Annotated in this window: 24 protein-coding genes; 13 read left to right on the top strand and 11 right to left on the bottom strand. The window is 72.4% G+C overall.

The genetic code is table 11. The features are described from left to right. Nucleotides 1-35 precede the first annotated feature (35 nt). Nucleotides 36-722, top strand: coding sequence for a hypothetical protein (locus tag ACFQ6N_RS17520; protein WP_380649915.1), 687 nt, complete (start codon nt 36-38; stop codon nt 720-722). A gap of 170 nt (nt 723-892) precedes the next feature. Here ACFQ6N_RS17520 and ACFQ6N_RS17525 read toward each other — a convergent pair whose 3' ends face one another. Then, nucleotides 893-1342: a hypothetical protein gene (locus ACFQ6N_RS17525; protein WP_380649916.1), complete on the bottom strand. Its 450-nt coding sequence runs from the start codon at nt 1340-1342 to the stop codon at nt 893-895. Nucleotides 1343-1926: 584 nt separating this feature from the next. Here ACFQ6N_RS17525 and ACFQ6N_RS17530 point away from each other — a divergent pair. The 4 genes from ACFQ6N_RS17530 to ACFQ6N_RS17545 all read left to right on the top strand — a co-directional run bounded on the left by ACFQ6N_RS17530 (nt 1927) and on the right by ACFQ6N_RS17545 (nt 4468). Beyond that, entirely contained in the window at nt 1927-2058 is a 132-nt protein-coding gene (locus ACFQ6N_RS17530) for a hypothetical protein (protein WP_380649917.1), read from the top strand. After that, on the top strand, nt 2055-3230 hold the full coding sequence (locus ACFQ6N_RS17535) for a protein-L-isoaspartate(D-aspartate) O-methyltransferase (protein WP_380649919.1): 1176 nt from the start codon (nt 2055-2057) through the stop codon (nt 3228-3230). Before ACFQ6N_RS17530 ends, ACFQ6N_RS17535 begins: the two co-directional genes overlap by 4 nt. Nucleotides 3231-3640: 410 nt before the next feature. Continuing rightward, nucleotides 3641-4123: an NUDIX domain-containing protein gene (locus ACFQ6N_RS17540; RefSeq protein WP_380649920.1), complete on the top strand. Its 483-nt coding sequence runs from the start codon at nt 3641-3643 to the stop codon at nt 4121-4123. Nucleotides 4124-4162: 39 nt separating this feature from the next. Then, complete coding sequence (locus ACFQ6N_RS17545) at nt 4163-4468, top strand: hypothetical protein (protein ID WP_380649921.1); 306 nt, start codon at nt 4163-4165, stop codon at nt 4466-4468. Nucleotides 4469-4891: 423 nt separating this feature from the next. On the opposite strand, the gene ACFQ6N_RS17550 is transcribed toward ACFQ6N_RS17545, so the two are convergent. After that, nucleotides 4892-5119, bottom strand: coding sequence for a hypothetical protein (locus ACFQ6N_RS17550; RefSeq protein ID WP_380649923.1), 228 nt, complete (start codon nt 5117-5119; stop codon nt 4892-4894). 249 nt (nt 5120-5368) lie between these two features. On the opposite strand from ACFQ6N_RS17550, the gene ACFQ6N_RS17555 reads away from it, so the two are divergent. After that, complete coding sequence (locus ACFQ6N_RS17555) at nt 5369-5869, top strand: hypothetical protein (protein WP_380649924.1); 501 nt, start codon at nt 5369-5371, stop codon at nt 5867-5869. Between the two features lie 217 nt (nt 5870-6086). On the opposite strand, the gene ACFQ6N_RS17560 is transcribed toward ACFQ6N_RS17555, so the two are convergent. Further along, a complete protein-coding gene (locus tag ACFQ6N_RS17560) occupies nt 6087-7004 on the bottom strand; it encodes an aminoglycoside phosphotransferase family protein (protein ID WP_380649925.1) in 918 nt (305 codons plus the stop codon). 421 nt (nt 7005-7425) lie between these two features. On the opposite strand from ACFQ6N_RS17560, the gene ACFQ6N_RS17565 reads away from it, so the two are divergent. Beyond that, a complete protein-coding gene (locus ACFQ6N_RS17565) occupies nt 7426-7662 on the top strand; it encodes a hypothetical protein (RefSeq protein ID WP_380649926.1) in 237 nt (78 codons plus the stop codon). Nucleotides 7663-7834: 172 nt separating this feature from the next. On the opposite strand, the gene ACFQ6N_RS17570 is transcribed toward ACFQ6N_RS17565, so the two are convergent. From ACFQ6N_RS17570 to ACFQ6N_RS17580, 3 genes are all read right to left on the bottom strand, one after another. Continuing rightward, nucleotides 7835-8122 (bottom strand): hypothetical protein, encoded by a 288-nt coding sequence (locus ACFQ6N_RS17570; RefSeq protein WP_380649927.1) that lies wholly within the window; start codon nt 8120-8122, stop codon nt 7835-7837. 598 nt (nt 8123-8720) lie between these two features. After that, nucleotides 8721-8933, bottom strand: a complete 213-nt coding sequence (locus ACFQ6N_RS17575; RefSeq protein ID WP_380649928.1) for a hypothetical protein — start codon at nt 8931-8933, stop codon at nt 8721-8723. A 41-nt stretch (nt 8934-8974) separates the two neighbouring features. Next, nucleotides 8975-9757, bottom strand: a complete 783-nt coding sequence (locus tag ACFQ6N_RS17580) for a hypothetical protein (protein WP_380649930.1) — start codon at nt 9755-9757, stop codon at nt 8975-8977. 118 nt (nt 9758-9875) lie between these two features. On the opposite strand from ACFQ6N_RS17580, the gene ACFQ6N_RS17585 reads away from it, so the two are divergent. After that, entirely contained in the window at nt 9876-12020 is a 2145-nt protein-coding gene (locus tag ACFQ6N_RS17585; protein ID WP_380649931.1) for a HEAT repeat domain-containing protein, read from the top strand. Between the two features lie 343 nt (nt 12021-12363). On the opposite strand, the gene ACFQ6N_RS17590 is transcribed toward ACFQ6N_RS17585, so the two are convergent. The 3 genes from ACFQ6N_RS17590 to ACFQ6N_RS17600 form a co-directional block, all read right to left on the bottom strand. Next, nucleotides 12364-13053 (bottom strand): hypothetical protein, encoded by a 690-nt coding sequence (locus ACFQ6N_RS17590; RefSeq protein WP_380649933.1) that lies wholly within the window; start codon nt 13051-13053, stop codon nt 12364-12366. 586 nt (nt 13054-13639) lie between these two features. Beyond that, the gene (locus ACFQ6N_RS17595; RefSeq protein WP_380649934.1) at nt 13640-13999 is read right to left on the bottom strand and encodes a hypothetical protein; all 360 of its coding nucleotides are present in this window, start codon (nt 13997-13999) and stop codon (nt 13640-13642) included. A gap of 64 nt (nt 14000-14063) precedes the next feature. After that, nucleotides 14064-14699 carry a LysE family transporter gene (locus tag ACFQ6N_RS17600; RefSeq protein ID WP_380649935.1) on the bottom strand — a complete coding sequence of 212 codons (636 nt, stop codon included), beginning with the start codon at nt 14697-14699 and terminating at the stop codon, nt 14064-14066. Between the two features lie 497 nt (nt 14700-15196). Between ACFQ6N_RS17600 and ACFQ6N_RS17605 the strand changes: the two genes are divergently transcribed. Further along, nucleotides 15197-15505 carry a hypothetical protein gene (locus ACFQ6N_RS17605; RefSeq protein WP_380649936.1) on the top strand — a complete coding sequence of 103 codons (309 nt, stop codon included), beginning with the start codon at nt 15197-15199 and terminating at the stop codon, nt 15503-15505. A 127-nt stretch (nt 15506-15632) separates the two neighbouring features. Here ACFQ6N_RS17605 and fxsT read toward each other — a convergent pair whose 3' ends face one another. Next, nucleotides 15633-19283 (bottom strand): FxSxx-COOH system tetratricopeptide repeat protein, encoded by a 3651-nt coding sequence (fxsT, locus tag ACFQ6N_RS17610; RefSeq protein WP_380649937.1) that lies wholly within the window; start codon nt 19281-19283, stop codon nt 15633-15635. 44 nt (nt 19284-19327) lie between these two features. Further along, the gene (locus tag ACFQ6N_RS17615) at nt 19328-19810 is read right to left on the bottom strand and encodes a hypothetical protein (protein ID WP_380649938.1); all 483 of its coding nucleotides are present in this window, start codon (nt 19808-19810) and stop codon (nt 19328-19330) included. 365 nt (nt 19811-20175) lie between these two features. On the opposite strand from ACFQ6N_RS17615, the gene ACFQ6N_RS17620 reads away from it, so the two are divergent. From ACFQ6N_RS17620 to ACFQ6N_RS17635, 4 genes are all read left to right on the top strand, one after another. After that, nucleotides 20176-21522 carry a M48 family metalloprotease gene (locus tag ACFQ6N_RS17620; RefSeq protein ID WP_380649940.1) on the top strand — a complete coding sequence of 449 codons (1347 nt, stop codon included), beginning with the start codon at nt 20176-20178 and terminating at the stop codon, nt 21520-21522. A 303-nt stretch (nt 21523-21825) separates the two neighbouring features. Next, nucleotides 21826-22305, top strand: coding sequence for a nuclear transport factor 2 family protein (locus ACFQ6N_RS17625; protein WP_380649941.1), 480 nt, complete (start codon nt 21826-21828; stop codon nt 22303-22305). Nucleotides 22306-22603: 298 nt separating this feature from the next. Next, a complete protein-coding gene (locus ACFQ6N_RS17630) occupies nt 22604-23893 on the top strand; it encodes a hypothetical protein (RefSeq protein ID WP_380649942.1) in 1290 nt (429 codons plus the stop codon). Between the two features lie 132 nt (nt 23894-24025). Beyond that, a complete protein-coding gene (locus ACFQ6N_RS17635) occupies nt 24026-24763 on the top strand; it encodes a hypothetical protein (protein ID WP_380649943.1) in 738 nt (245 codons plus the stop codon). Nucleotides 24764-25640: the final 877 nt, after the last annotated feature.

A 25640-nucleotide genomic window follows, 5' to 3' on the forward strand; every position in this document is an offset into this window, starting at 1 on the left:
GCCACTTACCCCGAGTTCACGCCAATGGAGCGAAGATGAGCCACCAGAACCACAGGATCCCGCCCTCCGCGACCCGAGGACTCGGCCCCCACAGAGCGGCCGGCAACCTCCACCACGCAACGGCAGACATCCCGGACGGCACATACGTCACCGAACTGCGGACCACGTTCGTCGTCCCCTCCGTTCCCGAGGACACGAGCGATCACGACGTCTTCCTCTACCTCTGGCCCGGAACGGCCGCCGGCGGCGTCGGGTCCATCCTCCAGCCCGTCCTCGCCTTCCACGCCGGATACCCGAAGTGGTACCTCCACACCTACGCCATCTACGACGGCAAGGACCAGCACGGCCACGACATCCCCCACGCCCAGGGCACGGACTACGACGTCAACGTCGGAGACACGGTCACCGGCGTGGTCAGGCTCGAGGAGATCACGGACGACGGATACACCTACCGCGTCCTGTTCACCGACGGGGACGGCAAGGAGTACCCGTCCGAGACGGCCTGCGAGCAGACCTGGCCCCAGCCCGCCACCTACATCTGCCAGTACATCGAGCCCTGGGGAAACCCGACCACCGACCAGTACCCGGCCGAGGAGTACCTCAAGATGTACGACATCGAGCTCACCACGGACAAAGGCCGTGCCAAGTCGATCACCTGGACTCCCGGCGGGCCGAAGGTCAGGATCGTGGACGGCGATGTCTGGCTTCCGTACCGGACCTGACAGAACAGCACACAGGACGCAGGACGCACCGGCGGGACCCGGGACGGCGGGGCTGTGCGACGAGTCGTGGACAGGTGCCGGCGAGTCGGTGGCATCACGGCCTCCCGAGGGCGGATCACCTCCGGCTGCCGAAGGCGCCGGCCGGCTGGTGGCGGCCGGCGCCTTGTCGCTCACCTCGTCGACGGTTCGTGAGCAGCCCCGGTGTCAGGGTCGCTCGACGTTCCATCCGCTGTCCACGCCACCCCAGGACGAGTCGACAGCAGCCCGCCCTCGGCCGGGAACAGCGGATACGGGCACTCGTCGTGGTCCCCGTCCTCGTAGGCCTGGGCCAGCATGGCGCAGTATCCGTAGGGCTCCGTCGTGTAGAACAGGAATCCCTCGAAACCGGGCGGCTGCCCGACCCTGGGACTGGGCGCCGCCGACGGTGCGAAGACGTGCAGCTCGTCGCTGATGCTGACCGTCCCGTACCGGTCGATGAACGCCCGGTAGTCCGCGGGCAGCTGGAAACCGAGCGTCTCCGGCCCGAGCTCCCACGGAACCGGGACCACCCCCTCCGGCGGCGGCCCGATGACCGCACCGAGCCGGTCCAGCATCTCCTCGATGTCCACGTCCACTCCCATCGACCGCCCGTCCCCGTCGGAGGCTATCCGCTTGCGGTGACACCGGAGGCGGATGGCCCGACCCCGCAGTGTCCTGGCACCCGAGTTGTGCGGGAGGCCCCACTCCCACGCCCAGCCGACCAACGATCACCCGACCGAGACAGCAGACTCGAACTCACGATCACCGAGCTCGACTGAGCAACGGGCTTCTCAGCTCACGGGGGGTGGTCTCCGCGGTCTTGCGGGGGCGCCGACGCCGCGGCGGGCGATGAGCCCGATCCCGGCGAAGGCCTCGGGGCTGCCGATCGCCGCGAGGTCCGGGTACTCGGCGGTGAGGTGCTTGAGGACCTGGCGATCGCGGGCCCGTAGTTGGCGCGCGTCGCTCCGGGGGCGCCGGCCCGCCGGCCCGGGACACGGCGGCCCGCCCGGGACACGGCGGCCCGCAGACTCCACGAGCAGGTCCGCCGACCCGGTGCCCAACTCGTCGTCGAGGACTACGGGAAGAGAGGACTACGGGAAGAGACGCGCCCATTCACGTCAGGTGTCCGGTCGACTACGCTCTGCTCGGCAAGGCCTTCGGTGCATCGGGGTGGAGAGGAGTCACCGTGGGTGACGAGAACAAGGGCGGCCCGAACGACGGCAAGGGCGGGGGCCACGCCAAGCCCGGCGGTCCGGAGATCGGCCCGAAGCCGAACCCGGACGGACAGGGCCCGGCTCCCGACCCGAAGCACAAGTGACGGCGGCCGTCGACGTCCGGGCCCGGTTGGTCGACCGGCTGGAGGCCTCGGGCGTCCTGACCCCTGGTTGGCGGCAGGCGTTTCTCGATGTGGGCCGCCATGAGTTCCTCCCGGACGTCTTCTGGGCGAGCACCGGCGACGGTTACGAGCGCTGCGACCGTGCGCGGAGCCCCGAGCGGTGGCTTGAGCTCGCGTACTCCGACGTGGCGATCGTGACGCAGTGGGACGACGGAACGAGCAGCGGACAGCAGCGGGAACCGACCTCGTCCGTGTCCATGCCGACGATGGTCGCCTCCATGCTGCGCGACCTGGACGTCCACGAAGGCCACAAGGTCTGGGAAGGCGGAACCGGCCCCGGCTGGAACGCCGGACTGCTGGCCCGTCGCCAGGGCGCGCACAACGTCGTGACCGTGGAACTGGACGCGGTGGTCGCCGCCCAGGCCGCCGCGAACTTCCGGGCCCTCGACATCGCTCCGACTGCGGTGGTGGGCGACGCGGCCCACGGATACCTGCCCGGGGCACCGTACGACCGGGGAATCCTCACCTGCTCGGTACGACACGTCCCCCCGGCCCTGATCGGACAGATCCGCCGGCATGGTGTGCTGGTGCTGCCCTTCGCGCCGCTCTTCGGGGGCGGAGCCGTCGCCCGGCTGACCGTCACCGGCACCACCGTCACCGGCACCACCGCCACGGGCCCGTTCACCGGCTCCTCCGCGTTCATGCGCATGCGCCAGCAGCGCTACCAGGCCCCGCCCGTCGACGACTACCTGCCAGGCGACTGGCCCGGGGACGCCGTGCGGGAGTACACGACCCTGAACCCGCTCAATGTCGTCGACGACTGGCTGGCGTCCTTCGTCGTGGGCCTGGCCGTACCCGACCTGTACTACCGGCGCAGCAACAACGGCGGCAGCGGCATGACCACGCTGTGGCTGTTCGACACCGGCGTCACCTCCTGGGCGACGGTGGACTTCGTGGACGGCGCGAGCCGGTTCGAGGTCCGCCAGTCGGGCTCCCGCCGGATGTGGTCGGAGGTCGAGGACACCGTCCGGTGGTGGACGGCCGCAGGCCGTCCGGGGTTCGAGAGGTTCGGGCTCACCCTGGAGGGGGGCGAGCACCGGGCGTGGCTGCACCAACCGGCCAACCCGCTGCCGTCCCCGCGCGGGCAAGACTGAACCGCACAGGCCGCGGCAGGCGGAGACCGCCGGCGGACGGGGCTCGGCGGGCAGGGCACGGCGGGCGGGGGTGGCAGACCGAGGCCCGGCAGGGCGGCTTGTCGCAACCCCGGGTTCCGTCATCGTGGAATGGTGACGGAACCTCACGGACAGACGGCCGCCCGGTGTTCCGGCCCCCACTGCGAACAACGGCTGCCCGGCCACGCCCAAGTCCCCTGCGGGCCGACCGCCCGCCCGACGACGGCAACCGACGGCTACGTGTGCCGGCCGCCACGCTCCGGACGCTGCGTGGGGAGCTTCGTCTGCGTTCGACGGCTTCGCCGGCACTCTGCTCCACGTCCCCGGTCTCCATACCGAAGGCGCCGACGGCGGCTTGTGCCGGCCGTGTCCGCGCCCGATACGGTGAGCGCATGGTCCCTGATTATGTGTCAGCCCTGCGGGCTGCGGTCGGTCCTGATCACCTTCTGTGGCTGCCGGGGGTGGTCGCGGTCGTCCGCGACGGGCACGGGCAGGTGCTGCTGCAGCGCCGGCCTGCCGACGGATGGTGGACGCCGCTGAGCGGGATCCTGGAGCCGGGAGAGGACCCGGCCGCGGCGGCGGTGCGCGAGGTCGAGGAGGAGACCGGGGTCCAGGTGGTGGTGGAGCGTCTGGCGATGGTGACGACTTCGCCGCCGGTGCGGCACGGCAACGGCGACCGGGCGCAGTACCTGGAGCTGGTGTTCGCGTGTCGGCCGGCGGACCCGGGTCAGGTGCCCCGGGTCTGTGATGACGAGTCGGTGGAGGTCGGGTGGTTCGCGCTGGATGCCCTGCCGCGGATGAGCGCGCGGATGCGGGAGATCATCGGCGTGGTGGTGAAAGACGAGTCGCAGGCGTGGTTCGCACCGGCGCCGTGACCGCGCACCGGCACGGCGCCGCTCAGAAGGCGGGGCCAGGTGGGCGAGGTGGGCGAGGTTGCGGGCGCCGGCCTTGTGGCGGGCCTGTGCCAGGGCGATCTCGACGGTGCTGGCGGCCAGGCCGAGGTGCTTGCCGGTGGCGGCGATGGTGCTTCCGCCCGCGATGTGGGCCAAGGCCGGGTGCTCGCGTTCGGTCAGGACGATCCGTCGGTCGCAGGTCGGGCAGGGCTTGTTCTGGACCGAACGCGGGCGCGGGAACTGGTTCACCGCGGCTCCTCCCGCTTTGTGCGGGCCGGGCAGTACGGCGTGGTGTCCAGGACGTCGGGGACGCCGTGGAGGCGGTAGACGGCCGCGGAGGTGCCGGGAGGGGGGTTGTGGTGTCCGGTGGCGGCCTCACCCGGGTCGCCCACAACGTACCCCGCCCGTCCTGGTCAGCGTTCTTCGGTCTTCCCGAACTGCACGGCCTGAGCGGGATCATCCACGAGCACCTCGGCGAACACGTCAAGGCCGAAGCGCGTGCCACCGTTCCCTGGCCGGCACGCCGACCCACTTTCGGCGCAACACCGCGATGGTGACCGCCAGGATGGCGCTCGCACACCTCCACCAGGAGGAAATCGAGGCGGCGTGCGCAGCGGCAGTCATTTCGCGCCCGACGCGGTCGCTCGTGCGGGTGAAATGGTGGCCGAGAGCCGGCTCTGTCGGCCCGCCCTTGTGGGGGTACTGGTCAGGTGCGTACAAGTCCGGTCGGGGTCGTCGTGCTGGCCCTCCTCACCACGGTGCCTGTGCACGCGGCCGCCGCACCGCCCGTGCACGGCGCGCACCGTACTGCCGGTGCAGGACGTCGAGGCGGACACCGGGGGCAAGACCGAGCTGCCGGGAGGAGAGGCGGCTGGCCAAGGGCGCCTGGCTGCACGCGAGGGCCTGGATGCCGGTGACGTCGTAGCCGAGCGCCCGCAGGGCTGCGGTGGCGGCGCGGTCCGCATCCGGCTCAGCCACCTGGCGCCGGGAACCTCTGGCACGAGGCGGCAACCGACTTCGTCCATGCCGGGCCGCCTGGCCGAGGCAGAGGATCTAGGCATCGGTGTGGCGGACAGGAGCGCGGGGGTGAACCTGGGCAGAGAAGCTGTCCGTGCCCCTCGCCTGCACAAGTGCGTCCAGCCCAGGTCCGAAAGAGTGGCCGAACCGCACTGATTCCCCCGAGGGGGCGGTAAGTTGACGACTGCCAACTGTGGGAGAGTCGCTGACGTGACCATCGACCAAGCTGCCCTCGGCAGCGCCGTGAAGGCGGTCGTCGACGCTGCGTGCGCCGACGACGCGGCCATGCTGTACCAGGCCGTGATGCCGCCGGCGGGCACGGACACGCCTCCGGCCGAGGCCACTACCTGGTTCGGGTCACTCCTCATCCACCTGGCGCTCACCGCCGCGAGCGCTTCGCGGCTGGAACGGGGATGCTCCCGCGAGGCCGTCTCGGGGTGGATCTCGGAGGTGTTGGGGCCGCTTCCCACCCCAGCGCTGCTGCGCGCCGAGGACCCCGGCCGCATCGACCACGTCGAAGCAGTGCGCGCCGTAGCGGACTACTCCTGGTGCCGCGAGTCCGCAGTCAACCTGATCCGGCTGGGCCTGGCCCAGCCGGACGAGGAACCGGACAGGCGAGGCGTCGATGCCCACTGTGCGGTGACGAACGACAAGGACGCGCGGATCACCGTGATGGCGATGCTCGGCCGCCTCGCCGCCGAGCCCGGCTGACGATCCTGCGCGGCGCCTGGCCTGCGGCGAGCACCGTGATCGAAAACGGGTCACCGACCCGGACTGCGGCGCCACGGGAAGGCGGCAGGGCAGCAGCGGCGCGAGGGCGGGCAGAACGGGGCGGGTGGGTGGCCTCCAGGCGGGCCTGGAGGGCTTCAAGGCGTGTGGCCGCGAGGAGTTCGGAAAGCCGGTCGCTTCGGTCGCTGGGTGGGGAGGGTCAGGCTGCGTGCACGAGGTGGTCGAGCACTCTCCGGCCGCGGTCGACGAGCATGGTGTTGTCCTCGGTCAGGCCGGTGGTCAGGTAGGAGACGGCCAGGCGCGCGGTGTACAGGCGTAGGGCCTGCTGCTCGGTGTCGGTGAGGTCGCGGCCGTAGCCGGTGAGGAAGGCGGACCGCAGGTCGGGCCGGTTCGGCCACAGCGCGCCGTGCAGCCACACCAGGTCGTTGACCGCCGCGCCGTGATCGGCCATCTGGAAGTCGATCAGGCCCACGCTCCCGGGCGCGCCGGGGGGTGCGTGCCAGAGCCAGTTGCGGGGCGAGTTGTCACCGTGCCGGTATACCAGCGGCAGGTGTGCGGCCAGGCCGGGCAGGTCGCTCGCCACCCGGGCGACCAGGGCGCGCTGGCCGGGGGTGAGCGTGGCGGCGGTGCGGTGCAGGCACCGGGCGGCCTCGTCGGCCTGGACTGTTGCCGCGGTGACGACCTGGCCGCGGACCTGCTGCTCGTCGGGGGCGGGGTGGGCGTGCCAGCGGCGCAGCAGGTGGCCCGCGAGTTCGTGGGCGCGCCGCTCGGCCGCCTGGTCGAGGGGGAGGTCGCGGACGACGCGGCCGGGCAGCGGGCTGGTCAGCAGGGCGCGCAGGTGCGGGTCGTGGGCGAGCAGGCGCGGCGTCTCGTGCTCGGCGAAGGCAGCGGTGACGTTGTCGTAGGCGTAGACCTCGCGCCGGTGGTCCGCCTCGCTCGGGCTGATCTTCGCGAACACCGGGCCGGTGGGCGTGGCCACGCGCCAGACCTGGGAGGTCTCCCGGGGCCAGGACACGTCCTCGGTGGCGTCCAGGCCGGGCAGGCGGGCGGCGAGCCAGGCCTCCAGCTCGGGCGGCAGGCCGGTGTCGGGGGTGGCGTCGGTCATGGCGTCGGTCATGGCGTCGGTTTCTCGCAATCGTCGGAGGCAGGATAGGCCGGCCGCCCGGTCGAAGAGCCGGTCCGGCACGGACGGCTCGGCGACCCGTACGTGATCGTGACTGCCGGTCAGGCTTCGGTGAGACCCGTCTGCACGCTGTCCCGGCCCGGGCGCGAAAGCGCTCCCACCAAGGAAACAGCCCGGGACTGTCTGACGAATCGGTTCAAAACGGACTGTCAGGTTCCGGACAGTGCAAGAACTGTCCGGAAGATAACCGTCAGCCCGTCAGGCGAGCCCGTGACCTGCACCATCACAGAAACACCACACCGCTTCCGGTCGGAATTGGTCTCGACCATTGCCCCGCCTTCACATTCGGAGGAGGCTCCTCGGCGAAGCGCAGGGGCACGGACCCCGGCGCTCACCAATGGGAGGAAGACCACTCATGTCGCTTCGCAAGGCATTCTCCGCCGCGGCCGTGGCCGGGCTCGTGGCCGGCGCCGCCCTGATCGCCGCCCCGACCGCCCAGGCGTCCACCTACACCTACGTCGGCATCTACCCGACCGCCGCCGCCTGCCACGCGGCCGGCCAGGCGTACGTGAACAGCCACCAGGCCATCGTCTACTTCTGCGACACCACCACCGAGACCGGCCCGGCCCGGCTCTCCGTAGTCCTCTACTGAGCCACCGGAACGCACTGATGGTGGGCCGCCGGTCGTGCGGCCCACCATCGGCGATCAAGGTCACCGTGCAGCGGAAGATCGGGGCGTCCCACCCGAGGGACACCGTCCTGGAGGCCACCCCGGTCGCCGAGATCGTCGCCCAGGCCGGCGCCGACGTCCGCTCCCGCCCCGACTACGCGCGTCGGTCCCGTTTGAGCCGTGCGGCCAGATCTCCCGCCCACCCTGCGGCAATAGCGAAGGCGACTGCGGGGACCACCAAGAACACACCTCGCGTTGCGCTGAGGGCTGCGGCCAGTCCGACGCCGAGTGCGAGTGCGAAAGCGGCTGCGGCGACAACCCCTCCCGCCCTGCTGGGGGGAAGCACCCGGTTCGGTCCTTTGCCGGTGCGGCTCACGTAGAAGCGCAGCAGCAGAAACACCAGGAACACCGCATAGGCCACATTGATACCGGTGTCAGTCACATATACCTCTTAAGGCAACAGGGGACGAGCCTACCCACGAGGGTAATCACCTGCGATAGCCGCCCGAATACTCGTCGGGGTATCGAGCGGGTGGTCCTCGCACAACGTCGGAGCGAGCTGCCAGAGGCTGTCATACCGGGGTGCCGGGGGCAGCGGGCGAGCCGAGAAATTCGCTCTCTCCCGCCAGCGGAGCGACCGTCAGCGACGGATCTTCACCGTTAAGATAAGCCGTGGTACCGCTCCGGCGACGATGAATCGACGCCGACAGCAGGCGAATGCACGCGATTCATCCATGCCCTGCCCGGCGACGGGAACGAATTTATCCGCTGACGACCCAACAATGCACGTCGTTCTGGCGGAAGTCGCTGCAGCCCTTTCATGCAGGATCCTGCAACACCCGCATTTCCGCCCCAAGGAAGCAGGATCCGCCCCGGGCCGGGAAGTAGACAGTGAGGTCGGCATGGCCGAGCACGTGGGCGGCGGCACGCCTGCCCTGGCCGCCCCGGGCGGCGGGCCTCCACCGCCAGAGACCGTCGGGCGGTCTCCTGGCTGCTGCCGGGGCCGGCCGCGGGCGGCGAGGTGCGGGTCGGGGAGACGGTCAGGGGTGGCTGCGGCGAACCACAGGACAGACAGGCCGGACCTGATCGGCGCGCAGGGCGGCGGCCGCCGTGCGGGTGCGCTCCAACCGGCCCATGAACCGGCGCAGCGTGGCGAGGGAGCGGTGTCGGGTGAGGTCGAGCACCGCCTGATGGTCGTCGTCGGTCAGCACTTGGAGGCCGACGCGCTCCAGGATGGTGCAGAGCGGCGGCACGGGTTGAGCAGGCCGGACGGCGGGCGTGTCCTGCCTGGCGGTCAGAAGGGCGGGTCGTCGGGGTACCCGTCGGCGTCCGGCCAAGACCGGCCGGTGATGCAGGGGTTGCGGTCGTCGTCGCCGGGGCGGGTGAGGGCCGTGGTGTCGTGGTCCCAGGCGGTCAGGGCGTCGAGGGCCTGACGGCGTCGCCACCGCGTGTCGCTGGTGAGGTCACTGGTGAGCAGGAAGCGCCGGGCTCGCTCGGCAAGGCCGTCACGGTGCCCGGCCAGACCGGGGTGTTCGGCGAACGCCAGGGCGGCACACAGCGCCTCCTCGGCAACGGCGGTGTCGGGGTCGTCGAGGAACGGCGCGACGGCCTGGTACAGCAACGGCCTCAGGGCACGCAAGGCGACCATCGCCGGGTAGGCCTCCAGGAAGTCGTCGTCGAAGTACTGCCGGCCGGCATTCACGCAGGCGTCGTCGCTGTCGTAGGCGACACCGGCCAACCAGTCCAGCAGCAGCGCGCACACCCGGTCCGCCGCCCCGGAGTGTCGCTCCGCGCGACGGGCCAGGACAGCGGCGATGCACAGCGCGACCGGCGCGGTCGCCTCGTAGATGGTGTTCTGGTGCCGCACCGGCTCCAAGGCGTTGAGAGCCTGCCGGGTCTCCTCCGCGGTCAGGTCCGGGGCGAGAAGCGGGGCCAGTATCCGGGGAATCCTTCCTGCGGTCCCGTACGCGGTATCCAGCGAGGGCCAGCCCGTTTCCCGCAGCGCCGTCCACGGATCCGGCAGAGCACCGGGTACGGGCCCGGGAAGGCCGGCATACGCGCCGGAAGTCGTCGTCACCCTCCGCACCCTAGAACCCGGTGCCGACACCCGGTCCGGCCCTACCGAACGGAGCCGCAGTCCGCAGTCCGCCAATCCGCAGCAGATCGTGTCAGTGGCCCGTGCCACTGTACGGCTCATGATCAACAACCTTGACGGTGTCGACTGGTCGTCGATGGGGCACGCCTACGGCCCGGCCGACGACGTACCCCTGTGGCTGGAGCAGATGGCCTCGCCCGACCCCGACGTCCGGCAGGAGGCGTTCAGTAGCTTCTACGGCTCGGCCCACCACCAGGGCGACGTCTACTCGTGCACGGCGGCGAGCCTGCCGTTCCTGTTCACGCTCGCCGACGATCCGCAGGCGCCCGACCGCGCGGCTGTCATCCGCCTGATGCTCAGCATCGGCAGCGCGGCGCTGGAGTGCGACCCCGACGCCGTCTACTTCAGTCCGTCCGGCCACGAGTCGACGCCCCATGCGGATGTCGTGCCTCAGATGCGTGAGCGCGTCGAGGACTTCGTCCGGCACGCGGCGGACCCGGACCCGCAGGTGCGGCGGGCCGCCGTCCCGGCCCTGGGACTGTTCCTCGACGACGCCGACCGTGCGTTCGCCCTGCTGCGCCAGCGGCTGGCGGCCGAGAGCGGGACCGTGGAGCGGCTGCTGGTCATCGAGGCGGCCGCGACGCTGGCCCGGCGACTGCCGGCCGCGCTCGACCCGGTGACAACCTGGCTTGCCGCCCTGGCGGCCGACCCGGCGCTGGACGCCGACATCCGGCTCGCCTCCCTCGTCCACCGGGCCGCCTGCACACCGGGGTCGATCGATGCCGACCTCGTCCCGACCGCGACCGGCCTGCTCCAGCAGCTCACTCCCGAACCGGAACCCGGGGCCGGGGACGGAGACGGAGACGGAGACGGCAACGGGGCCAAGAGCCGACCGGCGGACTGCGGGCAGTGCACCTGCGCGGACACCTCCGCCGAGCCGGCACCGGACCGGAACGTCCCCCCGCAGATCGCCGCCGTCTTCGCCGACCTGGACCGCCACGGCCGCGTCCACTCCCCCACCACCGAGCTGCTGGCCACCCTCCACCGGGTCCTGGACGCGCGGCTCCCCGAGCGCACCGCCCTGCTCACCGCCCAACTCCGCAGCCCCGACGCGGCCACCCGCTACGACGCCATCGCCATGACCTGGGAGCTGATCCGCTCGTGGCGCGGCGACCACACCGGCCTCGTCCTCCTGCTCGCCGACTGCCTGCTCCCGGGCGACCCGTACACCGCCGCCGAAGCCGCCGAAACCCTCGGCAAGCTCCCCGCCGCGCTCGCCGAACCCGCACGCGAAGCCCTCGCCGCCCTCGTCGAAGCGCACCGCGCCACCCACGGCCCCGACGTCTGGGCCGCACGGCACCCGCTGCTGCGACGGGCCCACCAGCAGGCGGTCACGGCGCTGGCCGGCCTCGGCGACGAGCGGGCTCTGCCCGGCCTGCTGACGGCGCTCGACACCGGCACCGACGACTGGCGTGCCGTGCAGGCCGCCAGCCACCTCCCCCAGGCCGCCGGGGACCTGCTGCCGAGGCTGACCCGGCGCCTGGCCGACGCGGACTTCTCCTGGCCCTGGGGATCCGCCACCGCCCTGATGGCCGCCCTCAACCGCCTCGGCGACGCGGCGGCCGTACCCGCGCTCACCACGGCCCTCACCACCGCCGTCGAACAGGAGTACCGGCACACCGCCGCCGTGGCCCTCCACGCACTCGGCTCCATCGGCGCCGACGCCGCCCCCGCGCTGGGGACGGTCCGCCCGCTCGCCGACACCGACGACCCGGACCTGCGCCTCGCCGCCGTGAAGGCCCTGTGGGAGATCGAGAGCGACCCCACCGACGCCGTGCCGCGGCTGATCGCGCTGCTCGACACCGACAACGCTCACGACGCCGCCGACGTCCTCGGCCGGATCGGAGGTCCGGCGGCCGCGGCGCTGCCCCGCCTGCGGCGGATGCTCGACGCCGGCCATGCCGTGACCCGGACGCACGCCGCCGCCGCGGTCTACGACATCGGCGGCCCGGCCGAGGCCGACGTCGTCCTGCCCGTACTGCTGAAGGGATGGGAGGAGAACGACTCGACCGCCGGCCGTGTCCTGGACTGCCTACAGCGGATGGGCCCCGCCGCAGCACCCGCCCTTCCACGGATCCGCGCCGAACTCGCCCTCACCCGCCGCGGCGGCGACGTCTTCGCAAGCGTCGAAGCCGACGAGGCGCTGCAACGCGCCGGCCGGACCGTCATCAACCAGACCGGCTGAGAGAGCAACGACCCTACGGATCGGCGGGCCAGGGCCCCGCTCTCGGATCGCGCTGGGACGGCCGTCGACATCGGCCCTCCCCGAGCGCCCGGGCGATTCAGGTACCGCCCCCGAGAGGCAGGACCGCCGGGCCTGTGTGCCCGGCCCGGCCCGGCGGCACGGCAGGCCCGACGACGGCGAACGGGCAGGCAGGACGAAGGCGGAGCGACCCAAGCGACCCACCCGCCGAGGAACCCCGGCCGGGTTCCGTCACCACCCCGCTGTCACCCAACCCCCGGACCCGGCGGACCGGCGGCCGGAACAGCAAGCCAGACCGACGGGAACAACCTGAAAGCCACCGCCGTCAGTTCCGGACCTCGACTTCGACGGCCGCACGGATCTCCAGGGTGCGCCGGGCCAGATCCTCCGGGCGGCTGTCACCCGTCCCGTCGATGACGCCACCGACCGTTGTGCCGTCCGCCCATACGCAGATGGTCCGGGGTTCGGTCGACCCGGCCAGGACCGCACAGTCGAGCGCGCCCCCGAGCGGGCCGGCCGGGTAGTCCTGGCGGCCTTGCAGGGTCTCACCGGTCACGCTGGACACGTCGGACCCCCAGACCGCACCGAACTGCCGGTCCAACTCCCCCCGGGCGTCGGGGAAGCTCCCGGTCATCCCGGCCAGCAGCAGAGTGCTGCGGCCCGACCCGACGGGCCCGTAACCCGCCACCGACACGTCCCGGTAGCGGCTCAACGCGGTCAGGTTCCTCTGGAGCCGGCCACGCTCCGCCGTGACCACGCCGTCGTCCGGCATCCGCTCCTGGTCGCCGATCCGGTCCGCCAGGACGATGCGGTGCGCGGGCGGGGCTCCCATCCCGGTCACGGTGGCCACGGTCAGCGCGGTGAACAGGGAGACGACCACCGCACCCGCGATCCAGGCCTTGCCTGGCACCCTGCGGTACCAGGGCAGCGGAGCTGTCGGCTCCAGGGTGTTGGCCCAGATCGCTTGGAGGCCACCGGGCTTCTCGGACGGCTGCTCGGTCTCTGTATCCGTCATGTCGCCTCATTCATATGACACCAGGTCACACCCTGCGGGGAGGATGGATCCTCTCCTTCAGACCCGGACTCCACCGGAACAGCGCGTAACGCGGCTGGGTATTGCCGGATGTTACTGCGCCGGCAGGTCGGAGATCGCACGTGTCCGACCGGGCCACCGAACTCCCCGATCACTCCCGCCCCGTGCAGGGCCTGTCCGTACGGACTCCCCGCGCACTGGCCACGCTAGGCCGCCGGACCCGTCGGGGAATCAGCAACGCGTCTCCGGCTCTGTGCTTCGCGTCTCCTCGACGGCGCTCCCGTCCGCCACTCGGCCGCCGCCCCGACGGCCCTGCGCTCACCGTCACGGGGCGCCAGGCCGAAGAGGTCGCCACTCAGCGCATGGCGTCGCGGATGTCGGCGAGCTCGGAGCCGATGCGGTCGACGTCGTGGCCGGTTCCAGGACCGCCCCGGTCGACGCGATCAGTACCGAAGTGATCGCGCTGACCGGGGTCAGTGACGCCCTGGGACGCGTCGGGGGCCACCGGGAATGCCGGTGGCCCCCCGCCAACGGCGGCGCCGCAGGCCGGTGCTACGCGAGCGTGGCGTCAGCCGCCGTACACGGGGCTTGTCGTCGACCCGCCCTGGGTGTCGTCCTGCGCGTAGATGAAGACGCCGACGCCCGGGCCGTAGGAGTTCGTCCAGGTGTCGATCACCGTTCCGCTCCCGCTGGTGGCGAACGGCCCTTGCCAGTGGCCGTTCTGGACGATCCAAACCTCGCACTTGTCGCCGGTCTGGGAGTAGACGTGGCCAGCGATGGAGTTGCTGGTGAAGGTGCTCCAGGCGTAGCAGCCCCGGTTCGTCGTGCCGATCTGACTCGCCCAGTCCCCGGTCGCGAAGGCGCTACCGGCCGTCGCCGTGAGCGCCGTCAGGGCCAGCGCAACTGTCGTGGCTGCCTTGATGATCACGGGAACGGGTGCGGCGCCAAGCCGCACGCCCGGTTCGGGAGGCGGCTCCGGCAGCCGACGCGCGTCAGGGTGCCGACATCAGCAAGCGGAAGGCGAGGGCGGTGATCAGGGCGCTGGAGGCCATGGCGGTCATGAGTTGCCCGCGACTTCCGGTCAGGACCCGGCCGAGCAGTGCACCGCCGCCGGCGAGGAGCAGTTGCCAGCCGGCGGACGCGGCGAAGGCAGCGAGGACGAACACGACCTGCTCCAGGTGACTCGGTGCCACTGTGGTCCGGGCGCCGAGTACGAGAGCCGCGAAGTAGACGACGGTCATGGGGTTCATCATCGTGATCCCCCACAGCCCCACGTAGGCACGTGCGGGACTGACCGGTGCCCCCTCATCCGCCCGGGTGGCCGCCGGGCGGTCGCGATACCGACCGATGGCCGCGGCACCGCCGCGGACCGCCAGCCCGATGAGTACCAAGGCCGAGGCCCAGCGCAGGGGAAGCATGATCGGCTGGATTGCGTGCGCGAGTGCGGAACCCCCGACCACGGCGATCAGCGCGTAGAGGCCGTCGGCGGTTGCCACACCGAGTGCGGCGCAAGCACCGACCTTCAGGGACGTCCGAGCTGTGAGGGCCACCAGGTATGTCGCGACCGCGCCCACCGGCATGGCGATGCCATAGCCGGCCAGGAGTCCCGCGACCAGGGCGGCGATCACGACAGGGCGAGAGTCGACCTCCGCCGGCGGCCGGGCTGCTGCTGAACCCGCACCGGCGGAGCGGTGGAGGTCAGCGGCAGGAAGGCGGCGATCGTCGTCATGGGCAGATCCTGCTGGCAGCGGGGCCGCCTGTGCAACTCGATTGCCGTCGTCAGCCCGTGCCGCAGAACCGGGGCGACATCGCGCACGTTGCCGCCGGACGCGGGCGCGGCCGGCTTCGAGCAGGGCGCTGGTCGTTGCGGTGGCGGCGGGCCCGGTGAGGATGAGGCCGGCCCGGTGAGGGTGAGGCTGGGGCGGGCGGTGGTGCGCAGGTGGCGTCCGATCAGCATCAAGTGCCGTTCTCCACAAGCGAATTGACGATCCGTCGCCACCACTTGGCACTGCGTCTCACCATCCCGCCGGGCACTCCCGGGCAGGCCCGGCCCCGCCCTAGTCTCGTCCGTGAGGCAGCCGCCTCCACCCGGAGCGGACTGCCGTCACATCAGGGAGGGAAACCCATGGTCACGATGCGCACCCTGGCGGCGACCGCCGCCGCCGCCGCTACGCTCACGCTCGGCCTGGCCGCCGCCACGCCGGCCTCGGCGGCGCAAGCCTCGGTCACCGCCGGCTGCACCGACTGGCACGACGGCAACACCTACGGCGCCTACTGCTCCAGCGGCGCCAGCCAGTTCCGGGCGCACGCCATCTGCAACAACGGCCTGGACGTGGTCGGCTACTGGCAGCCGGTCGGCGGCGGCACCTGGAGCTACGCGTACTGCACCAGCGTGAACTCCCAGCTCGCCGGCTACCGCATCGACCTCGGCTAGTACTGCAGCACCGGCCCCTTAGCGGTCCGCGGCGGCCCCCACGCCGTCCGCCCCCACCCGCCGGAGGCCCAGGGGCGGCCGGGATCCCCCGTCACGGGGAATCCCGGCCGCCTGGCCGCGCGGAGGCTCAGACCGACTGGAGTTCGAGGTCGAGGTCGATCGCGCACCCGTCGCGGGCCGCCCGGGTGTCGCGATGGTCGGCGCCCAGGTGGCGGGTGAGGCCGTGGAGGGCGTGGGCGTGGTGTTCGGCGGCCTCGACCGGTCGGCCGAGGTCGCGCAGGGTCCGGGCGAGGTTGGCGGCACAGGCCCGTGCGTCCGGGTGCCGCATGCCGTAGCGGGCGCCCAGGTCGGCCAGGGCCTGCTGCAGGAGGGGCAGTGCCGCGCCGTGGCGGCCGGTGTCGGCGTAGGCGTTGGCGAGGTTGTTCACCGCCTTGAGGGTGAACGGATGCGCCGGTCCCACGGTTCGGCCCAGCGCCTCCACCGCCGCCTCGCCGCGCACGATGGCGGCCTCGGCGTCACCGCTGGTCCTCAGGTAGAGGGCGAGGTTGGCGGCGCAGGCGAGGGTGAACGGGTGGTCTGCGCCGAGCAGCCGCTCGTACGTGGCGTGGATCCGGACTGTCAGGTCCCGGGCGAGGCCGTGGTCGCCGGCGGCGCTGTGGTCCGCAGCCAGGTTGGCCGCGCAGATCAGAGCGTCCGGGGTGTCCCCGCCGTAGCGTTCCTGGTAGCGCCCGTAGGCGGTGGCGTTCTTCGTACGGGCCTCCTCCAGCCGGCCCGCCCGGCGCAGCGAGACGGCCAGCGAGGTGTCGTTGCGCAGCCGTTCCGGCAGGTCGGGGCCGAGGACTCCGTCGAAGCCGACGGTGACCTCGCTCAGCAGGGCGATCGAGGCCGGGAAGCAGCCGAGGTCGCGCAGGTCGCGGGCGAGGCAGTACTTCGTCGAGAGGGTGGCCGGGTGCCGCGGGCCCAGCACGTCCTCTCGTCGTCGCAGGGTCTCCTGGTCCAGGTCGCGGGCGGCCTGGCTGTCCCCGACGAGCCGGTAGTCGATCGCCAGGTTGTTGGCCATGGCGAGGGTGCGCGGGTTGTCCGCGCCGAACAGTGTGGTGAGGCGGGCACGGGTGTCGAGGTCGAGCGCGAGCGCGGGCTGGAAGCGGCCCAGGCCCCGTAGGTCGGCGGCCAGTGACCCGGCGGTCATCAGGGTGTCCGGGTGGTGTTCGCCGAGGGTGGTCCGCTGGCGTTCCAGGACGTCCTCGTCCAGTGTCAGCGCCTCGGTGTAACGCCCCAGCGAACGCCGGATGTTGGCGTGCTGGAAGCGCAGCCGCAGGTTCTGCGGGTCGTCCGGGCCGAGTTTGTCGGTCCATACCGGGATGAGGGTTTCGCTCAGGCGGTCGGCGGTGTGCAGTTCGGCGCGCTTCCACAGGTAGCGGACGCGGTCGATGAGCAGTTGCCGGGGCTGTGGGGCGTCGCATCGGTGGGTGGCGCAGGCGGTCAGGTGTGGCCAGATCTCCTCCAGCGCGGGCCAGCTGGCCGGATTGTCGATGTCGTGGTCGGCAGGGCGCGCGGCGGCCAGGATGAGGTGGACGTCGTGGGCGGCGCCGCGCTGCTCCTCGGCGGTCATCGTGCTGCGGATGACCGCCTGGACGAGCCGGTGCAGTTGGATGCCGGTGCTGTCGACCCGGGCGAGGGAGTAGCGTCCGATCGTCTTGATGGCTGCGCCGAGGTTGATCTGGGCGACCGGACTGTCGGCCCGCTCTCCGTAGAGCGCGTGGAGTGTCTTTTCGTTGTCGTAGACGAGCCGGGTGGAGATGGGCTCGGGGGCGAAGAACGCGCACAACTGGAGCAGGCGGGCGGCCGCGGGGGCCTCGGCGCGCAGCCGGGTGATCGAGACGTTCCAGGCGGCCGCCACCGTCGCGGGGTAGTCCACCGGTCGGCCCATCGAGAGCACCTGGGCGGCCGCGCCGCGTAGTTGGGCCAGGTAGGAGTCGACGGGCATGCCGGTGGCGTCCAGCCAGGCGGCGGCCACCTCGATCGCCAGGGGGAGGTCGCCGAGTTCGTGGGCCACCGCGTCGGCGTTCGGTTCGGTCAGGCCCGTGACGCGGCGGCACAGGTGCTCGACGCTCTCGCGGCGGGTGAAGACGTCCACGGCGAGGGCCTCGGCCACCCGGTTCCACTCCGGGTTGCGGGAGGTGACCAGGATGTGGCCCGAGCCTCCCGGCAGGAACGGGAGGATCTCGGCGGGGTCGTCGGCGTTGTCGAAGATCAGCAGCCAGCGGGCGGCCGGGGTGCCCCGCCGCAGGGCGGTCAGGGCGGAGTCGGCGGCTTCGGCGACCGAGTCGCCGACCGGCAGGCCGAGTTCGCGTGCCAGGTCGGCGAGCGTGGGGCCGATCAGGTCGGGCTGTTCGGCGTCGATCCACCAGACCAGGTCGTACTCGGTCGCGAACCGGTACGCGTACTCCAACGCGATCTGTGTCTTGCCGATCCCGCCGAGGCCGTAGAGGGTCCGGGTGCTGGGCAGGACGGCCGCCATTCCCCCGCCGAGCTGCCGGTGCAGGTGTTCCAGGACCGTGCCGCGGCCGGTGAACGACGGGTGGCGGTGCGGGGCCTTGAAGTGGGCCGGGCCCGTACCGGGGTAGCGCAGGCCGGCGAGGTCGGGTGGTCGCGGTGCGCCGCCGAGTGCGGCCAGCAGGGCGACGGCGGCCTGCTCGGGGCGGTGGCCGCTCAGCTCGACGGTCGGGCCCGGGGGGTGGGAGGCCGGCAACGACGCGGCGTCGACGCGTGCCGTCACCACGGCGTGCTCGACGGGGTCGGCGCAGCGCGGCGAGCGCAGGTAGGCGGTGGACAGCAGGACGATCGTGCGGTCCGCGTCGGCTTCCTCGCGAAGCGGGCCGAGTCCTGCCGTGGTCAGGACGGCCGCGATCCACCGGGCCCAGACCTCGTCCTCCGGGGCGTGACGCAGGGCGATGCCGGTGGCCGGGGCCGGTGGGGCGCACAGCGGGCAGGACACGGGCCGGCGCAGCCGTACGGATCCGCGGTGCAGGCCGTACGGGTGTGGTGGCGGGCCCGAGCCGGCCTCGACCAGTTGGTCGGCAGCGGCGCACAGCTCGCCCGGTCGGCCGCCTGCCGCGTCGGCGGCCGCGGTCAGTTCGGACTCCGGGGCGCCGAGGTCGTGGACGGCGAGGCGGTCGGCCAGGTAGCCGACGGACTCCCACGTGGTGAAGTGGCGCACGGGGAGCATCGCGCACCGTCGGGTGCGCAGTTTGCGGTCCGTGCTGCGGGTGGTCACCACGAGTTCGCTCCCGGGGGCCGGGTCCGGCCACAGGTCCTGGAGGTCTCCGCGGTCGGCCAACGCGTCGAGGACCAGCAGCCACCGGCGGTCCGTGGTGTGCAGCCACGCCAGGAAGGCCGCCGCGGCATCGGGTCCTTGGGCCAGCCCGAGCCGAGCGGCCGCCCGGGCGTAGCTGTCCCGTACGGCGGCCCGGCTCGATGCGTCGCTCCACAGGAGCAGGTCCACGGTGCCTTCCCGCAGGGCTGACCGGGCGCGGTGGGCGGCGGCCTGGGTCTTGCCGGTGCCCTGCGGTCCGCTCAGTACCGTGGCGGTGCCCGTGCGCAGGGCGCGGTCGACGGAGGGGCGGTGGTGGTAGCAGTCCGCGACCGTGGGGACGGTGCCGATCTGCATCGGCCAGGTGAGGGCCGGCGGGGCGGTGGGACCGTGGACGTGGATGTCGCCGCGGATGCTCCCGGCCACCACGCCGCCGAGGTTGACGAGGTCGTGCTGACTGCGCACGCCGGCCTGCGGACCGGCGGGGCCGTGCTCGGCTCCGGGGACGGTCAGCGCGGGTCCGCTCCCGGCGGGGTAGGGCGGTCGGGCGCGCCGATGGTGACCGAGCCGCTGAAGTCCCGGCCGATCGCACCGCCCTGGTTGTCGATGTCCCGGCCGGCGGTGACCCCACTGTTGTCGGCGTGGACCTGGCGAGCGGGGTCGGCGGGGGCGGGGACCAGCAGGGCCCGCAGTTGCTCGGCGGCCTGGGCCTGTTCGGCCGGTTCCAGCCCTTCCAGGAAGTCGGCCAGCCGGGTCTGCCAGGTGTGTTCCTGTCGCTGCGCAAGGGTGGCCCGTTCCTGCGGGGCCGCGGCTTCCAGTTCTTCGTTGGTCCGGTCGAGGCGCGCCTGGGCGAGGCGTTCGTCCTCGGTCCGCCCGCGGCCCAGCAGGCGGGCGATCCGTTCCCGGGTGGCCGCCCACACGTCCGTTCCGGCGGCCTGGACGATCCCGGTGCCCCCGGCCACGGCCAGCGCGCTCAACGCCTCCGACAGCATTCCTGGTTACCCCCATGTCCTCGGTGGTGCTCTCCCTGCAGAACTGACGGCCATTCAACTCCAATGGTTCCACCGAAAGAAGACCACCGTCCGCACCGCGGTCCCGCCCTCCCGTCGTCCCGTCGTCCCGTCGTCCCGTCGTCCCGTCGTCCCGTCGTCCCGGCAGGCGTTCCCCGCAGCAGCGGCGAGGTGGTCCGGCACCCCGATCTCCGGAGCCCGCCGCACGCCGTCCGGACGCACCCTGCGCCTGCCGCCCGGCAGCCGGGGGCGGCCCGAACCGGGACGGGCTTGGTCACGACGGGCATGGTCACGATACGAATAACCCCCCTGCCCAGCGGCGCCCCGGTCCGCCATCATGATCAACCGTGTCCACCTCCCCCGAGCCGCCCGTCGTGGCGGCCGCCGACCGGCCCGTCCACGGTTCGCCGTGCCCGCGCTGCGCTGCCCCCCTGACCGACGACCCGCGCTTCCTCGTCTGGTGCCCGGCCTGCGACTGGAACCTCGTGCCCGGCGAGGACGCCGCCCCCGAACCCACCCGGCGCGAGCGGGTCGCGCTCGCCCGCACCGACCGGCTCTACGAGGAGCAGGCCGCCGGGGGCGGCTCCCCCACCGCCCGCCGGGACTGGCTGCTGGCCTCCGCCGCGGCCGGGGTGATCCACCTCGTCACCGTCGGCACCTTCGCCCTGGCGTTCTGGCTGCTGATCGCCGGGACCGTCGTACAGCGCTGCGTCGGCGCGGTGGTGCTGGTGATCGCGGTGACCCTGCGGCCCCGGCTCGGCCGGCTGCCGAAGGACGCGGGCGTGCTCGACCGCGCCGGGGCGCCGGCCCTGTACGGGCTGGCCGACCGGGTGGCCGCCGAGGTCGGCGCCCGCCCGGTGGACGTCATCCAGGTCACCGACGAGTTCAACGCCTCCTACGGGCTGGTCGGGCTGCGCCGCCGGTCGGTGCTGCGGCTCGGCCTGCCGCTCTGGGAGGTACTGGACGACCAGGAGCGGACAGCCCTGCTCGGCCACGAGTTCGGCCACCGGGTCAACGGCGACCGCCGGCGCTCGTTCTGGCTGTACAGCGCCGTCTCGGCGCTCTGGGCCTGGTACGACATGGCCCGCCCGGGCCACGACGGGCCGGTCACGGCCCGGGACGAGGTCTCGATGCTGGTGCGGCTCGGCGCGGTGTTCGGCCGGCTGGTGCTGCGGGGCGTCGCCTGGGTGCTGTACCAGGGGCTGGTGCTGTTCGACCGGCTCACCTCCCGGGCCGGCCAGCAGGCCGAGTACCACTCGGACGTGCTCGCCGCCCGGGTGGCGGGCGGCAAGGCGACCCGGGGCATGCTCGCGGCGCTGCTGCTGCTCAACTCGGTGAACACCGCGATCCACCAGATCCGGGCCAAGGAGCGCGGACGGCCCCGGATCGGCCGCGCCCGGAACCGCCGGACCGAGGACGTGCCCGCGCCGCCCGCGCCGGACCTCTGGGAGCGGGTGCGCGAGCACCTCGCCTCCGTCCCCGCAGCCGAGCGGGAACGCCTGCTGCGGCTCAGTGCCCGTGACCGGTCCGCCGTGGACGGCTCCCACCCGCCGACCCACCTGCGGATCGCCCTGGCCGCCCGCGCCGGGGACGGGGACGCCGCCGTCACCGTCACCGCCGCCGAGGGCGCCTCGATCGCCGCCGAACTGGAGCCGTACCTCGCCGGGCTCGCCGCCGACCTGCTGGCCGGCTGACGGGATCCGTCGGTTCAGGCACGGATTCCGTGAAGTCGATCAGCTGGTCGTGACGGCCTGTAGTCGGCGGCCGGCGGTTATGACGACGGGCTGCTTCCGCGGCAGCCGTGGTCCGGCCAGCCGAGCGCGCTGTGTTCGCAGGCCACAGCTGCCCCGTACGCAGGCCCTTCACGGTGGACGCGGGCGATTGCGGTTCAACCTGCCGGGCCCGGAGTGAGAAGTACCGAGTCGATTCCGCACCGGTGCTGGGCGGCGCCGAAAAATCGCCGCTCGGCAACGCGGTCGAGCTGGTAGGAAGGGGGAATGGATGACAAGATCACCGCCCCGATCGACCACATGCTCGCGGAACGCGCCTGCGAGCGGATCATCATGGACTTCATCCACCGCCTCGACCTTGGTGAGCCGAGCTCGGTGGCTGAACTGTTCACGCCCGACGGCATCTGGCATTGGCCTCACGGCGACCGCCGCGTTGAGGGTCGTGAGGCCCTGCGTGCCTACTTTCAGTCGCGCCCCTCGGACAGGCTCTCACGTCGCCTGATGACGAACATCTTGGTCACGGTCGAGTCCGCGACGAGGGCTCGCGCAGTCTCGTATCTGACGACGTATCGGGTCGACGGCTACGCCGGCGGCATGATCGAGCCCCGTCTCCCGGCCAACGTGGGTCACTACGAGGACACCTTTCGCAACATCGACGGCAGCTGGCTCCTCGCCACTCGAACCGTCTTCCTTCCTTTCGGTGCCGACACGGAGCGACTTCCCTCCGGTACCGCGCCTCGCATCTGACGGCCACTGCTTCGCGGCCCGAATAGCCGGAGCAGCTCGCGCCACGGTGCGGTCGGCGTTCTTCTCATGCCGGCCGCGGTGGCCGCGGGCTCATGATCCAGCGGGTGGCCTCGCGGGGCGAGGGCGGCCGGGCCATCGGCGGCCTGCTGGTGGCGGGTCCGCGAGCAGGCCCGGGGAAAGCTGGAGGGCACCCGCCCCGGGACCGCCGCACCACCAGGCCTGGGCCGTTCGGTGTCGAGCCGTCCCTCGGCGGGGCCCGCGCGAGGGCTCGGCGCTGCTTGCTGGGAGGATCTCCGGCATGACCTCCCCGCTGCGCGTGCTGCGTGTCCTCGGTGCCCGCCCGTTCGCCGAGGTCGGCCGGCCCGTCCTCGCCGGGTCCGACGAGGAGCGCGGGCTGCTCGCCGTCGCGGGCGAGCCCGGGTTCGCCGGGATGTCGACGGTCGGGGTGTACGAGACGGGAGGCCTCGGCTGCCGGGCCGTGCTCCGCACAGGCTTCCGGGTGCACGCGCTGGCCTTCCACCCCACGGCGCCGCTGCTCACCGTCGGCACGGGGGACTACGACGGCGGCTACTTCTTCCAAGGCGAACTGCTCCTGCTCGACTGGGAGACGGGTGCCACCACCTCCCTGATCGAGCACGACTTCGGCCGCAAGGTCCTCGGACTCGCATGGCTCGACGAGCAGGCCCTTCGCGTGACGATGGCACCGCCCGACGACTGGAAGGACCGGAAGGCACACGTCGAGGGCCACGTCGCCGTCGTGCGACGGACCGACTGGCGTGCCGTCCCGCCCCGTTCGCTCACCGCCGCGGACCTGGCCGGCCCCAGGGTGCCCGCCCCGCGCCCCGACGGACGCGACGGACGCGACGGCGCCCACCGGGCGCTCACGGCGCTCTGTCCGGACTGGCGGTCCCGGCGCCAGGTCCTCGCCGTCGAAGAGCTGCCGGACGGCGCGGTCCTGGCGACCGTCGACCGGCGGGAGGAGGATCCGGAGCAGCCCGGGCGCACCGTCCTCGCCGACGGCCTGCTGATCCGGCACCGGACCACGACGAGCGCCGACCGGCTCGCGCGTCTGCGGATCCGGCACGGCAGCCGGGACTACGTCAGCCAGGCGCTACCGGACCGGCGGCGGCCGAAGCAGTACTGGCTGTCGGTGCGCTCCCCGAAGGATGCGGGAGTCCAGCCCCTGTTCCCGCTCTCCTGGGAGCCCGGGGAGAGCCACTTCCCCGGCCCGGGTGTGGAGACCGAGAGCGGCGACCTGGTGCACGCCGGCACCGTCTACGGCGGGTACGGGCCGCACCCCGGCGGGTCCTTCGTCGTCCGCCGATCGGCTCGCGACGGCACGCCCCGCTGGGTCTTCCGGGCCGACCACATGGCTACCGATCTGGACACCGAAGCGGACACCGCCTACGTCGCCTACCGCGACGGCGGCATCGTCGCCCTGGGCCTGCACGACGGCACCGTCCGGTGGAACCATCGGCTGACCGTCGCCGGTGTGCCCGCCGTGCCGACGGCGCTCACCGTCACCGGACCGGGCCGTCTGCTCGTCGGCACGGCCGACGGTCGGGTCCTGGACTGCGTGACCCCGTAACCCTTCCGCTCCCCCGTAAACGGCGGCTCGTCAGCCGTACACCGCCGCCACCCGTCGGTGAGAGCCTGGCGCGCACCGGGCGAGCGCCGTCCCGCCTCCGCATTCGGCCCATCGGCCTGGTTGGATCTCCGCATGACGGATTGGTCGCAACTCAGCCATGCCTACGGTGCCGCCGACGACATACCGGACCTGCTGGACCGGATCGCAGCAGAGCCGAGCGCCGAACACTGGAACGACTTGTGGTCGGCCCTGTGCCACCAGGGCAGCGTCTACTCGGCCAGCTTCGCGGCACTGCCTTGGCTGGCCGGCACGGTTGGGAGCGGGGACCGGGAACAGGCTGTCAACGCCCTGGTCCTGGCGGGCGCGATCGTGGCCGGCGCCGGTCAGCGGCGCGAGGCCGGCGACGTCCGCTCGGAGCATGCGGCGGAGATCGCGGCACTGCTGAGGGCTGTGGATCAGTACCGTCGGACCGCTTCGGACCGCGCCGAGTACATCCATCTCATGGAAGCCATGCTGGGCTTCGAAGGTGTCGTGGGCTGGAGTGAAGACCTGGCCTGGGGGGTGGGGAACGAGGAGTACCAGGTCTCGTGCCCGGGCTGCGAGGCAAGCCTGTTCATCGCCTTCGGCGAACGCGGCTTCTTCTCCACCGGCGACGACTATGCGATCACGGACGGCGACATCGAGACGAGAGCCCTGCGCCCGGCGGCTCCCACCGACCTGGACGGTATCGGCCGACGACTCCACGACCTCGCACTCGCTGACGGGCAGCGCGAGGTCGCACACGCGCTGACCCACGTCTTCGGCCATGCGACCTGCCCCGACTGCGAGACCGACTTCTCGGTCGCCGACCAGGTCAGCGCCGATTGGTGAGCAAGCCCACGCCGGCCGTCCGGACCGTTTGACACACCGTCGGGATCACCGGTCACAGGACAGGACGGGCAGTCCCCTACAGGGCCCGCGGGGACGGATCCTCGCCCACCGGGAAGCGGTGGAGCCTGCCGTGGTCTTCCCTGTCAAGGCAGCGTGTCGAGATCCCGTGCCTCGCCTGCCATGCGGCCCGTCACTCGTATTCGTACATTCCTTCACAACACGCGAAACGCGCCCGCTGCGGGACCCTGCAGCGGGCGCTGCAACAACTTCCTCCGAATACGGGAACACTGCTGGTTCATCAGCGAATAGCCTGGCTCCTGCACATGTATCCGAACCACTACGCGGGTGGCTACTACCAGTGACCCGGGTGAGCGCCTGCGTCGTCGGCTGCACCGTGGCAACAGTCCGGAGGGCAAGGGCGCGCCGCCGGGCTGCCCGCCGCACCACCACCTGACCGACCCTGCCCGACTCGCCCCGAGCGCCCCGAGCGCCCCGACCTCAGTGTCGGGGCGCTCGGGGTCATCGCTGCCGTCGCGCTCCACGGCTCCCCGCGCATGGCCCTCGGCGACGCCGGGCCGTGCCATCTCGTCGAGGCGAACGTCAGGTCCATCGATTCACGCCGAGGGACCCGACTTCACCTGGCCGCCGATGTGAGCGAGGTCGCGGGTGGGGAAAGGCAGGCCGCCAAGGCCGAACTCGTCGCCGATGCCCGCACCCGCGGGGATGGCCGCTCCACCACCACGTACCTGCGGTGAGGCCTACTGGTGGGTGTTCTTGACCGTGGGCTGCGTCTTCTGGTTGTAGATCTCCTTGCCGTCCGCGTTGTAGGCGTGGATGTAGGGGGAGGGGGGGAAGGAGTTCCGGTCGACGTTGGCGG

This window comes from Kitasatospora sp. NPDC056446 (genome assembly GCF_042796115.1).
Taxonomy (GTDB): Bacteria; Actinomycetota; Actinomycetes; order Streptomycetales; family Streptomycetaceae; genus Kitasatospora.